The organism is Bacteroides sp. Phil13, from assembly GCF_001940965.1.
GTDB classification, from domain to species: domain Bacteria; phylum Bacteroidota; class Bacteroidia; order Bacteroidales; family Bacteroidaceae; genus Bacteroides; species Bacteroides intestinalis.
The window spans coordinates 128,090-140,033 of record NZ_MSHA01000103.1 but is presented as its reverse complement, the minus strand read 5'-3'; the positions used below and the strand labels follow the sequence as shown (position 1 = coordinate 140,033).

9 protein-coding genes are annotated in these 11,944 nt (G+C 38.8%); 8 read left to right on the top strand and 1 reads right to left on the bottom strand.

Annotation, left to right across the window (positions count from 1 at the left end):
* Nucleotide 1: 1 nt before the first annotated feature.
* The 3 genes from BWI44_RS20740 to BWI44_RS20730 are packed head-to-tail and all read left to right on the top strand — an operon-like array spanning nucleotide 2 to nucleotide 1,898.
* Nucleotides 2-1,114, top strand: a complete 1,113-nt coding sequence (locus BWI44_RS20740) for a GNVR domain-containing protein (protein ID WP_007663715.1) — start codon at nucleotides 2-4, stop codon at nucleotides 1,112-1,114.
* On the top strand, nucleotides 1,090-1,437 hold the full coding sequence (locus BWI44_RS20735; RefSeq protein ID WP_007663714.1) for a UpxY family transcription antiterminator: 348 nt from the start codon (nucleotides 1,090-1,092) through the stop codon (nucleotides 1,435-1,437). The genes BWI44_RS20740 and BWI44_RS20735 overlap by 25 nt, the downstream gene beginning before the upstream one ends.
* Entirely contained in the window at nucleotides 1,437-1,898 is a 462-nt protein-coding gene (locus tag BWI44_RS20730; RefSeq protein WP_195209157.1) for a WbuC family cupin fold metalloprotein, read from the top strand. The genes BWI44_RS20735 and BWI44_RS20730 overlap by 1 nt, the downstream gene beginning before the upstream one ends.
* Here BWI44_RS20730 and BWI44_RS20725 read toward each other — a convergent pair.
* Nucleotides 1,895-3,106 carry an ROK family transcriptional regulator gene (locus BWI44_RS20725; RefSeq protein WP_044155235.1) on the bottom strand — a complete coding sequence of 404 codons (1,212 nt, stop codon included), beginning with the start codon at nucleotides 3,104-3,106 and terminating at the stop codon, nucleotides 1,895-1,897. The genes BWI44_RS20730 and BWI44_RS20725 overlap by 4 nt on opposite strands.
* Nucleotides 3,107-3,484: 378 nt before the next feature.
* Between BWI44_RS20725 and BWI44_RS20720 the strand changes: the two genes are divergently transcribed.
* From BWI44_RS20720 to BWI44_RS20700, 5 genes are all read left to right on the top strand, one after another.
* Nucleotides 3,485-4,579, top strand: coding sequence for a DUF4434 domain-containing protein (locus BWI44_RS20720; protein ID WP_007663705.1), 1,095 nt, complete (start codon nucleotides 3,485-3,487; stop codon nucleotides 4,577-4,579).
* Nucleotides 4,580-4,581: 2 nt separating this feature from the next.
* A complete protein-coding gene (locus tag BWI44_RS20715) occupies nucleotides 4,582-5,982 on the top strand; it encodes a sugar porter family MFS transporter (RefSeq protein ID WP_007663702.1) in 1,401 nt (466 codons plus the stop codon).
* 24 nt (nucleotides 5,983-6,006) lie between these two features.
* Nucleotides 6,007-7,527 (top strand): ADP-ribosylglycohydrolase family protein, encoded by a 1,521-nt coding sequence (locus BWI44_RS20710; RefSeq protein ID WP_195209158.1) that lies wholly within the window; start codon nucleotides 6,007-6,009, stop codon nucleotides 7,525-7,527.
* Nucleotides 7,528-7,611: 84 nt separating this feature from the next.
* Complete coding sequence (locus BWI44_RS20705) at nucleotides 7,612-8,787, top strand: n-acyl-d-glucosamine 2-epimerase (protein ID WP_007663698.1); 1,176 nt, start codon at nucleotides 7,612-7,614, stop codon at nucleotides 8,785-8,787.
* A gap of 37 nt (nucleotides 8,788-8,824) precedes the next feature.
* Entirely contained in the window at nucleotides 8,825-11,935 is a 3,111-nt protein-coding gene (locus BWI44_RS20700) for a SusC/RagA family TonB-linked outer membrane protein (protein ID WP_117692652.1), read from the top strand.
* Nucleotides 11,936-11,944: the final 9 nt, after the last annotated feature.

The following is an 11,944-nucleotide window of genomic DNA, read 5'->3' as shown; positions in this document are numbered from 1 at the left end:
TATGAGTGAAGAAAACAAACTGAATACAACTCCTCAACAGCCGGAAGAACAAGAGATCGATTTAATAGAACTTGCTCAAAAGGTGTGGGCAAGTAGGAAACTGGTTTTCAAGGCGTGTGGATATGCTGTGTTGGTGGGACTGGTTGTAGCATTCAGCATCCCGAAAGAATACTCTACAAGTGTGACGTTAGCACCAGAGACTGGTGGTAAGTCGGGTGGAGGTAGTATGGGGGCATTAGCGGCTATGGCAGGTATCAGTTTAGGTGCTTCCAGTGGTGAAGATGCTCTTTCACCGGAACTCTATCCTGATATTGTAAGTTCCACTCCCTTTCTGATTGAACTTTTTGATGTAAAGGTGAAGGATCAGAAAGATAAGATTGATACAACACTTTATGCCTATTTGGACGAGTATCAGCGTGGACCTTGGTGGGGAGCCATCACTTCAGCTCCTTTTAAAGCATTGGGTTGGGTGATATCTTTGTTTAAAGATAAAGAAGAAGAAGGTGTCGCTGCTAAAACAGATCCATTCAGATTAACCAAAGATGAAGCTGCAATTGCAACTGCCTTGAGCAAACGTATTTCTGTTTCTGTAGATAAGAAAACAGGTGTTACGACTTTGTCGGTTACTATGCAGGATCCTTTAATTTCAGCTTCATTGACAGATACGGTAATGCGTTGCCTGCAGAATTATATCACGGATTATCGGACCAATAAGGCGCGTCATGATTTAGCTTTTACAGAGAAGCTCTATAAGGAGGCTAAAGATAATTATACTGCTGCGCAGTCAAAGTATGCATCTTTTGTTGATGCTAATCAAAATATAATTTTGTTAAGTTATCGTGCTGAACAAGAACGCTTGCAAAATGAAATGAATTTAGCATATAATGTGTATACTCAGGTTGCTCAACAATTACAGATGGCCAAGGCCAAGGTGCAGGAAATTACTCCGGTGTACACCGTTGTACAGCCGGCATCAGTTCCTTTGCGTCCGGCGAAACCCAATAAAGTAATGATTCTTATCGGTTTTATTTTCTTAGCTGGAGTAGGTAGTGTAGGTTGGATTTTATTTGTAAAGGATTTATTAAAAGGATGGAAAAAGCAAACAACAATATGATGATGGATGAAAATGCGCGTTGCTGGTATATTGTATATACGGCACCGAGATTGGAACGTAAATTGATGCAGCATTTAAATGTTGCAGGGTATAAGACTTTTTGTCCTATGCAAACAATATATGTAAACTGGGATGGGAAAATGAAGGAGATTATTGTTCCTTTTTTCTCAGGTTGTGTTTTTGTAGAAGGAGATTTGAAGGATATAGCTCCTGTTGTAGCATCTCAGAAAGCCGCTTTTTTAGTGGGTACTGATGGCAAAGAACTTTCTATTGTATCGGATAAAGCAAACCTTTCAAGTAAGTTTGCTCAATTGTTGAAGTAATGATAAAGCTGATTTCGGAAGAACTATTGGACGGGGTAACTCATGATGCTCAGGAGAATTCTCGTTTACGAATGAATTATAATTTTCATGAGTCTTTAGATGCACCTATTCACCGTCTTCTTAATGCCTTGGAGCCGGGAACTTATCTCCCTCCTCATCGTCATGTGGATAAGGAAGAAACTTATATTGTTCTGCGCGGAAGTCTGATAGCGTTTTTCTATGATGATATGGGCAATGTGACGGAAAAAGTAAATCTGAATCCATCAGCTGGAATGTATGGAGTGGAAATCCCTTCAGGTACTTGGCATAGCATTGTAGTTTTAGAGTCTGGTACTGTTATCTTTGAAATAAAGAGTGGTCCTTATAAGCCACTTCCACCAGAAGATGTTGCGCCATGGGCACCTGCATCTTCCGATGTGGAAGGAGCGACTATATTTATGAAACGAATGTTGGAGGTCTAGTTTGTACCTTCAAACATTCGACTTCGTGCCAACATGCATGCCCCAACAATACCCGCCTTGTCTTTTAACTTAGAGGTTGTAATGACTGAGTCTTTATTGACGAGGTTTAGAGAATACTTTCGTACTGCTGTTCTGATGGGTTGGGTAATGTAATCTTCAGTCAGAGATAATGTTCCTCCGATTATTACTAATTCGGGATTGAAGATATTTATAAGTCCTGCTATTTGTTTACCTAATTTTTGCCCTATCTCTTCTACAATTTCAATACATAAGAGGTCTTCTTTATTCACCGCAGCTATAATTTCATCCAGTGTTATTGGAGTTTCCATATTTACCCGGTTGGATAAAATCGAATTTTCTCCTTTTAGTATCCGTTCCAGCAGAGTACGATGTAATGCAGATCCGGAAGCTTCTGTTTCCAAACAACCTTTTTTGCCACAATGGCAAATAATCTCATTGTCAAATGTATTCACATGTCCAAACTCTCCGGAAAATCCTGACTTTCCTTTATAAATTTTTCCGTCTATAATGATTCCGATTCCTAATCCCCAACTGACATTAACGAAAATAATATCTTTCTCTCCTTTTACACATCCTTGCATATATTCTCCGTATGTCATGGCGCGTGTATCATTATCAATCGTTACAGGATAGCCGAGTCTTTCACTTAATACATCTGCGAGGGGACGTTCTTCAAAATTAAACTGACTGAAACTATATCCCGATTCAGGATTTACTCTTCCTGATACGTTTACATTAATATTCAATATCTTTTCCGTATCTATCGGGAGCTTTTTTATGAAATTGAGAATCAGATTGCAAAGTTCGTTCATTCCCTCTAAGGAGTTTTCAAAATTATAAGGTATATCCATTTTAAGTTCTACCATATCGCCTTTGAAATTTATTAATCCAATATTGATAGAGAATTTCTTAATGTCTACTCCTATGAAATAGCCTGATTTGGGGTTTAGTCCATATAAGTTAGGATGTCTTCCTCCGCTTGTTTCCAGTTTGCCATAATCGTTTATGTATCCTTCGTCATACATTTCTCCAATTAGCTTAGTAACTGTAGGAACACTTAAATCCAGTTCTTTTGAAAGATCAGGAATTGTCGAACTACCATTATATATATAATAGGTAATAATCCTTTTTTTAATGAGGGCATTTTTAGACCCCATTTCTATTTCTTTTAAAAACTGCTGATACATATATTTTGTTAATTTCATTATTTACCACAAAGATAATTAATATTTTTATTAACCTCAATCTTTTATAATGGAAAAGAAAGTATTTGTTCTTTTATGATTCAATTTATGCTTAGTATATTAAGCTTTATCCCACCTCGTTTTTTATATTTAGTTCGTATTCATTTCCCTTTTTTCTTTATTAAGGGCTAAAAATAAGGCATGATTTAATTAAATACTAATGAAAATAAGATTTTGATAATAAAATAATTTATTATCTATTGTTTATTTAATAAATATATCTATATTTGCATTGTATTATAAACAAGAAACGTTTTATAATAATAAAACTTAAACACGCATTCAATAGGTTAACATATATAATATACAGAAAGGAATACTATGAAAACAAGTAACCGCAGAGAATTTTTAAAGAAAGTCGCTTTAACAGGAGCTTCCGCTTTGGTAGCTCCTGGACTGCTGGCCACTGAAGCAATGGAGAGCACTTCATTTGCTTCAATACAGAAAAGCGATGCTGGTCGGCTCATTATTCCTAAAGAGAATGGGTTAAAGATTACCGGGACTTTTTTAGATGAAATATCACATGATATTCCTCATCAAAATTGGGGCGAAAAAGAATGGGATCAAGATTTCCGGCACATGAAAAATATAGGAATTGATACTGTTATCATGATCCGTTCCGGCTATCGTAAGTTTGTCACCTATCCTTCTAAATATTTATTGGGTAGAGGATGTTATATGCCCTCTGTTGATTTAGTAGACATGTACCTTCGCTTAGCGGAAAAATATCAGATGAAGTTTTATTTTGGTCTGTATGATTCCGGAAAATATTGGGATACGGGTGATTTGTCATGGGAGATTGAAGATAACAAGTATGTGATCGATGAAGTCTGGAATCAATATGGTGAAAAATATAAGAGTTTTGGTGGCTGGTATATAAGTGGTGAGATCAGTCGTAAAACCAAGGGGGCTATTGATGCTTTTCGTGCAATGGGAAAACAATGTAAGGATGTGTCTGGTGGTTTACCTACTTTTATTTCTCCTTGGATTGATGGAAAGAAGGCTGTGATGGGGACTGATAAGTTAACTAAGGAAGATGCTGTTTCAGTTCAGGAACACGAAAGAGAATGGAATGAAATATTTGATGGAATCCATGAAGTGGTTGATGCATGTGCTTTTCAAGATGGGCACATTGATTATGATGAATTAGATGCCTTCTTTACAGTAAATAAAAAGCTGGCAGATAAATATGGAATGAAATGCTGGACGAATGCGGAGACATTCGATCGTGATATGCCTATAAATTTCTTGCCGATCAAGTTTGATAAGCTTAGGATGAAATTGGAAGCTGCAAAGAGAGCTGGCTATGATAAAGCCATTACGTTTGAATTTTCTCACTTTATGAGTCCGCAATCTGCTTATTTGCAGGCGGGACATCTGTACAATAGATATAAAGAATACTTTAATATAAAATAGAAATGAAGTCGACAATTAATTTAGGCTATTTAGTTTTTCTTTCAGTAGTAGCGGCCTTGGGCGGTTTCTTATTTGGATATGACACTGCTGTTATCTCCGGTACTATTGCTCAAGTAACAGAACAGTTTCGACTGGATGCCTTACAACAAGGATGGTATGTAGGCTGTGCACTGGTTGGTTCTATTATCGGAGTACTTTTTGCAGGCATTTTGAGCGATAAGTTCGGACGAAAATTTACTATGATCCTTTCAGCTATTTTGTTTTCCACATCCGCCATTGGCTGTGCTGTATCTGTGGATTTTAATCAATTGGTTGTCTATCGGATTATAGGTGGTGTCGGGATAGGTGTTGTTTCTATCATCTCTCCGCTCTATATTTCGGAGCTTGCTGTGGCTCAGTATCGTGGACGCTTGGTTTCCTTGTACCAGTTAGCGGTTACGATTGGATTTTTAGGTGCTTATCTTGTGAATTATCAGCTTTTGGGATATTCCACGAGCAATCCTGATATTGTTACAGGGTGGTGGAGCCTGATATTTGTAACAGAAGTCTGGAGAGGAATGTTAGGTATGGAGATATTGCCCGCTTTATTGTTCTTTATCATCATATTCTTCATACCCGAAAGTCCGCGCTGGTTGATATTGAAAGGGAGAGAAGAAAAGGCTACTAATATTCTTGAGAGAATTTATACCTCTTCTAAGGATGCTTTATTTCAATTGGCAGAGACTAAATCTGTACTATCATCCGAGTCTAAATCTGAATGGAAGCTCTTGTTGCAACCTGGTATAAGGAAAGCTGTTATTATCGGTGTATGTATTGCTATGTTGGGACAGTTTATGGGTGTGAATGCCGTTTTATATTATGGACCTTCTATTTTTGAAAATGCAGGTTTATCCGGAGGTGATTCTTTATTCTATCAGGTTTTAGTGGGATTGGTGAATACATTGACTACTGTATTGGCTCTTGTTATTATTGATAAAATAGGACGTAAAAAGTTGGTTTATTATGGCGTATCAGGTATGGTAATTTCTTTAATACTGATTGCAACTTACTTTATTTATGGTGAGTCCTGGGGTATCTCCAGCATTTTCCTTTTAGTATTTTTCCTTTTCTATGTATTTTGTTGTGCCGTGTCTATATGTGCTGTGGTATTTGTGCTTCTTTCTGAAATGTACCCGACTCGGGTGCGTGGATTTGCCATGTCCATTGCCGGCTTTGCGTTATGGATAGGTACATACTTGATTGGGCAGTTAACCCCCTGGATGCTCCAGAACCTTACCCCCGCCGGAACATTCATTCTGTTTGCAATCATGTGTGTACCCTATATGCTGATTGTTTGGAAACTTGTTCCCGAGACCACAGGAAAGTCTTTGGAAGAGATTGAACGCCATTGGATGAAAAAATAAAAATTGACCTTAATATTATATATAATGAAGATTAGAAATTATTTATTGAGTAGCTGTCTTATAGCAGCATTGTGTTCGTGCGGTACTTCTCAAAAGGAGAACCTGAACCTCACCCTATCGAAAGACACGCTATTCGATAAGGTAAAGGGAGCTTGGGCCGGACAAATCTTAGGATGTACCTATGGTGGTCCAACAGAGTTTCAGTATTTGTCAACCATAATTCCTGATTCTGTGGTTATGCCATGGGGAAATGGGGAAATTAAGAAATGGTTTGATGGTGGAGGTGGTCTTTATGATGATGTTTACGTAGATCTGACATTTGTAGAGACCTTTGAAAGATGTGGATTGGATGCTCCTGTCGATTCTTTTGCGGCAGCATTCTTGGCTAAAGAATATCCGTTATGTCATGCAAACCAACAGGCTCGCTATAACCTGTTGCAAGGTTTGTCCCCTCACGCCAGTGGATATTGGAAAAATAACCCTCATGCCAATTGCTTGGATTTTCAGATTGAAGCTGACTTTGCAGGTATTATGTCGCCGGGTATGGTGAATAGTGCAGTGGATTTTTGTGACCGTATCGGACATATCATGGCTTACGGTGATGGATGGTATGGTGGAGTATACGTGGCTGCCATGTATTCTTTGGCTTATGTAAGCGATGATATTGAATACATCGTTACGGAAGGTTTGAAAGCAATCCCTCAGCAAAGTCGCTTCTATGCATGCATGACTGATGTTATAAACTGGCACAAACAATATCCGGATGATTGGAAAAAGTGCTGGGAAGAGATTGAAAAAAAATGGGGGACTAATGATATTGCCTGTCCAGATGGTATTGAAGTACCTTTTAATATTGAAACCTATGTAAACGGAGCCTATATTATTTTGGGACTGCTCTACGGTCAGGGCGATTTTGAAAAAACAATTGATATTTCTACACGTGCAGGACAAGATTCCGACTGTAATCCGGCTTCTTCTGGAGGTATTTTGGGGACCATGCTTGGTTATAATCGCCTTCCGGAGAAATATAAGGCCGAAATAGTAATTGTTGAAGATATGCCTTTCAATAATACTGTGAGCTTTAATAAAGGTTCTGAGTTGAGTTACGGGCAGGCTTTACAGATGATAGAAAGAGAAGGTGGAAAAGTTGATGAGAATGAAGTTAAGATCAACTTTCAGAAGCCAGTTCCTGCAAAATTGGAAATTAGTTTTGAAGGTTTAAAACTCGATAAGAAGGTGACTGTGGATAATTGGATTGCTAACTTTTCGACTGTGGAGTTCGACGGTATAGGGGCTGTTATTAAGGGGGAACTTAAGGGTGATAATGTTTCTGAAGATTATGTTGCAGAATTAGAGGTTTATTTTAATGATAAACTGGTGGAAATATGCAAGTTACCGTTGAAGTATAACCATCGCAAACATGAGCTCTTTTTTAATTATGAGCAGCCTTACGGAAAATATAAAGTGACTTGTAAATGGACTAATCCAGTGAAAGGAGCAGATATTTGGGTAAGAGACGTCATTACTTATACAACAGATAAATAGGTATAAATATATTGAGAGACCGGTTTATATGCATGCCGGATAAAAAACGTTTCCAGTCTCTCATCTTAAAAAAATAATAGAATTATGGATTTGAAGAAATTAACGGATCAGTACAAGGATGAACTGTTGGATAATGTTCTTCCTTTCTGGTTAGAACATTCCCAGGATCACGAATATGGTGGGTATTTTACCTGTCTGGACCGGAAAGGGAATGTTTTTGACACAGACAAATTTATTTGGTTACAGGGCCGGGAAGTATGGTTGTTTTCGATGCTTTATAATAAGGTAGAGAAACGTCAGGAATGGTTGGACTGTGCTATTCAGGGAGGTGAGTTTCTGAAAAAATATGGTCATGATGGAAATTATAACTGGTATTTTTCTCTTGATCGTACAGGACGTCCTTTGGTGGAACCTTATAACATATTCTCATATACCTTTGCTGTAATGGCATTTGGACAACTCAGCTTGGCTACGGGAAATCAAGAGTATGCGGATATAGCGATGAAGACTTTCGATATTGTACTATCGAAGACTGGCAATCCTAAGGGAAAATGGAATAAGCTTTATCCGGGTACACGTGAGTTGAAGAATTTTGCTTTGCCGATGATCCTATGTAATTTGGCTATGGAAATAGAGCATTTGCTGGATAAGGGTTGTCTGGAAAAGACGATGGAAGTATGCATCCATGAAGTTATGGAAGTTTTCTATCGTCCGGAACTTGGAGGCATTATTGTAGAGAATGTTCTGGCAAATGGAGAACTTTCCGATTCTTTCGAAGGACGCCAGGTTACTCCGGGCCATGATATTGAGGCAATGTGGTTTATTATGGACCTGGGGAAACGTCTGAACCGTCCGGATCTGATTGAAAAGGCGAAGAATATAACTTTGACGATGCTTGATTATGGTTGGGACAAAGAATTTGGCGGTATCTACTATTTCATGGATCGTAAAGGATGTCCACCTCAACAATTAGAATGGGATCAGAAATTGTGGTGGGTTCATATTGAAACTCTGATTTCATTGCTCAAAGGTTATCAACTGACCGGAGATAAGCAATGTCTTGATTGGTTTGAAAAGGTACATGAATATACATGGAGCCATTTCAAAGATAATGAATATCCGGAATGGTATGGTTATCTGAATAGAAGAGGTGAGGTGTTATTGCCTCTAAAAGGTGGAAAGTGGAAAGGCTGTTTTCATGTTCCGAGAGGGCTTTACCAATGCTGGCAAATATTAGAAGATATAACTAAGAATGTATGAAACGAGAATACAATTCCTAATTTTAAATTTTAGTAATATGAAAAACAAGTATCTTTGTTTGCTATTTTTATTATTCTCTTTGCTGAGTATGAGTGCACATGCTCAAATTAAGGTAGAGGGTAATGTGTTTGATGAGAATGACATTCCATTGATTGGCGTATCCGTTGTAACCGAAGGAGGAAAGACGGGGGCTATTACTGATGTAAACGGTCATTTCTCGATTATGGTACCTAATGCTAATGCGCATTTGACTTTCTCTTATGTGGGCTATATCACTCAGAAGTTGCCACTGAAAGGAAAAAAACTTCTGAAAGTGATAATGAAGGAAGATGCTAATTTGTTAGATGAAGTTGTAGTAGTAGGCTACGGTACACAGAAGAAAATAAATGTGACCGGTGCTATTGCACAAGTGGACAATAAGGAACTGAAGATGGCACCGAGCGGAAGCCTTTCCGGTATGTTGGCCGGCCGTTTGCCCGGTTTGATTTCCAAACAGAGCAGCGGACAGCCAGGAGCCGATGGGGCTAACTTGTACATCCGTGGTAATGGTGCCGGAGATGGCAGTCCATTGATTGTTATTGATGGCGTTATTACTGATTACTTTCCATCATTTTCTCCTGACGAAGTAGAATCTATTACTATTTTGAAAGATGCGACTGCTGCAGCTGTTTATGGTGTGCGTGCTGCTGCTGGTGTGATTCTTATTACGACGAAGCGTGGTGCTGTTCAAAAGCCTACCGTAACGTATAACGGATCACTTACATTGAGTCAGAATACTGATTTTCCGAAATTCCTGAATGGACCGGATTATGCCTATTGGTATAATAAGGCTCAGCTTTTGGATGGAGTTGCGGAGGAAAACCTGAGATTTTCACCTGAAGAAATAGACCGCATTACTAACCCGGGAGAGAATGAGCACATCTATGGAAATACAGACTGGTTTGATTTGTTATTCCGTAATACAGCTCCTACCTATACAAACAATGTTTCTGTTTCCGGTGGTACGGAAAAAATTAAGTTCTTTGCTTCAGTCGGTGCATACAATCAGGAAGGTATCATTAAACGTACTTCTTATGATAAGTATAATTTCCGCTCTAATATGGATGCAAAGATTACTGATAACTTTGATTTGTCTCTTGACTTATCGGGTTATGTTTCCGAGCAAGATGAGCCAGGGGCTTCTGCAGGGGTAGGTTCGTATGCTTCTATTTTCCAGCAAGCATTGTTGTCATATCCCTACTTGAAACCTTATACGGCTGATGGAATGCCTATAGCCAGTATAAATACGGCTGGTAATGGAAATAACAACCCTATTGCCGCACGAGATTTGTCTGGTAATAATAACGTAAAGAAGACATATTTCCAGGGTAATATTGCCATGAAGTATCAGTTACCTTTTGTGAAAGGACTATCTGTTAAGTTGAATGCTTCTTATCTGAAGAATTATACTATGCAGAAGAAGTACTTCTTAACTTATGATGTGTACGGTTGGAACCAGACTACCCGGCAAGGTAATGTAGAGACTGGTAGAATCGCTAATAAAGTTTCTTTGAATCAGTGGTTCACGGAAAGTGAAGGTTATACAATTCAACCTGCTCTTGAGTACTCAAACAAATTTGGTAAGCATGCCGTATCCGGATTATTCTTGTATGAATTTTCCAGAACAGACCAGTCCAGTATGTCTGCCGGTAGAACAGATTTTCCTATAACTGATATCATGGATTTGAACTATGGACTTGAGGTGAATAAAGATTTGGTGAAAGGTGGACACAGTCAGGCTAAACGCGCCGGCTATGTAATTCGTCTGAACTATTCTTATGATGATAAGTATTTGTTGGAGTTCACCAGTAGAATTGATGCTTCTACAGCACTTCCCAAGAAATACAGATGGGGTGTGTTCCCGGGTGTTTCGGTAGGATGGAGACTTTCTCAGGAGGACTTCTTTAAAGAAGCCGTTCCTTTTATGGAAAACCTGAAGATTCGCGCATCTGTAGGACGTTTGGGTAGCGATCGTGCCATTAGCAATACGATGACTTATTTCTCTACAGCCAGTTTATCAGCTGACCCGACTGTATTATTCGGTACCAGTCCTCAGAAATATTTGGGATTGAGTAGTCCGGTAAATCCTCTTTTGAAGTGGCAGTTGACTGATACTTATAATATTGGTATCGAATCCAGCATGTGGAATGGTTTGTTGGGCGTTGAATTGGACGTGTTCTATATGAAGACTACCCGTTCATTGGAGTCTCAGTCAGCCAACTTCCCACCTTCATTGGGATCTTACTATCCGACATATATCAATTATGGTTCTCATGATAATCGTGGTTTTGAGCTCGTATTATCTCATAATAATCAGATAAGAGATTTTACTTATCGCGTAAGAGGTAATCTTTCTTGGGCTCGTAATAAAGTGTTGAAAATGACGGAAGATGCCAATGTGCCTGATTATAAACGTGCTACTGGTGGCCCGATGGGAAGATACTGGGGATTTGTTGCAGATGGTTTATTCCAGTCGGAAGAAGAAATAGCCCATAGCGCTGTTTTCGGTCCGACATTACCCGGTGATATCAAGCTGAAAGATATTAATGGCGATGGTAAGATTACTTGGGATCAGGATATGGTTCCAATTGGTCGTAGCAATACACCGGAAATGATGTTTGGTTTGAATCTGGGTGCTGAATGGAAAGGTTTTGATTTTAATATGCTGTTGCAAGGCGCCGCTCTGTTTGATGTAAATTTATGCGGATTGTATAGTAGTGGAATTCGTGATGATACATTCTATACGCGTCCTTTCTATGCTGATGGAAACACTCCTTATTATTTGGTGGAAGGTGCTTGGCGTCCCGATCATACCGATGCTAAATATCCCCGTTTAGGAATCGATTCGAGATCAAATGGTGGAAAATTCTCTTCCTGGTGGGTAGTAGATGGTTCTTATGTGCGTCTGAAGTCTATTCAGTTGGGATATACCATACCAAAGAAATGGAGTAAAAAGGCTGGCTTTGAAAGAATTCGTGCTTATGTGGCTGGTGGTAATCTGTTTACTTTATCCAATCTGGAGCACATGGACCCTGAAATGCCAAGTGTAAATCAGGGATACTATCCTCAACAGCGTACGTATGAATTTGGATTAAATGTAACTTTCTAAAAAACTAAT

What these genes read in the sequence shown, in the direction of transcription:
- BWI44_RS20715 (WP_007663702.1), top strand. Translation starts at nt 4,582, where the DNA reads ATGAAGTCGACAATTAATTTAGGCTATTTAGTTTTTCTTTCAGTAGTA.
- BWI44_RS20735 (WP_007663714.1), top strand. Translation starts at nt 1,090, where the DNA reads ATGGAAAAAGCAAACAACAATATGATGATGGATGAAAATGCGCGTTGC.
- BWI44_RS20730 (WP_195209157.1), top strand. Translation starts at nt 1,437, where the DNA reads ATGATAAAGCTGATTTCGGAAGAACTATTGGACGGGGTAACTCATGAT.
- BWI44_RS20700 (WP_117692652.1), top strand. Translation starts at nt 8,825, where the DNA reads ATGAAAAACAAGTATCTTTGTTTGCTATTTTTATTATTCTCTTTGCTG.
- BWI44_RS20710 (WP_195209158.1), top strand. Translation starts at nt 6,007, where the DNA reads ATGAAGATTAGAAATTATTTATTGAGTAGCTGTCTTATAGCAGCATTG.
- BWI44_RS20705 (WP_007663698.1), top strand. Translation starts at nt 7,612, where the DNA reads ATGGATTTGAAGAAATTAACGGATCAGTACAAGGATGAACTGTTGGAT.
- BWI44_RS20725 (WP_044155235.1), bottom strand. Translation starts at nt 3,106, where the DNA reads ATGTATCAGCAGTTTTTAAAAGAAATAGAAATGGGGTCTAAAAATGCC.
- BWI44_RS20740 (WP_007663715.1), top strand. Translation starts at nt 2, where the DNA reads ATGAGTGAAGAAAACAAACTGAATACAACTCCTCAACAGCCGGAAGAA.
- BWI44_RS20720 (WP_007663705.1), top strand. Translation starts at nt 3,485, where the DNA reads ATGAAAACAAGTAACCGCAGAGAATTTTTAAAGAAAGTCGCTTTAACA.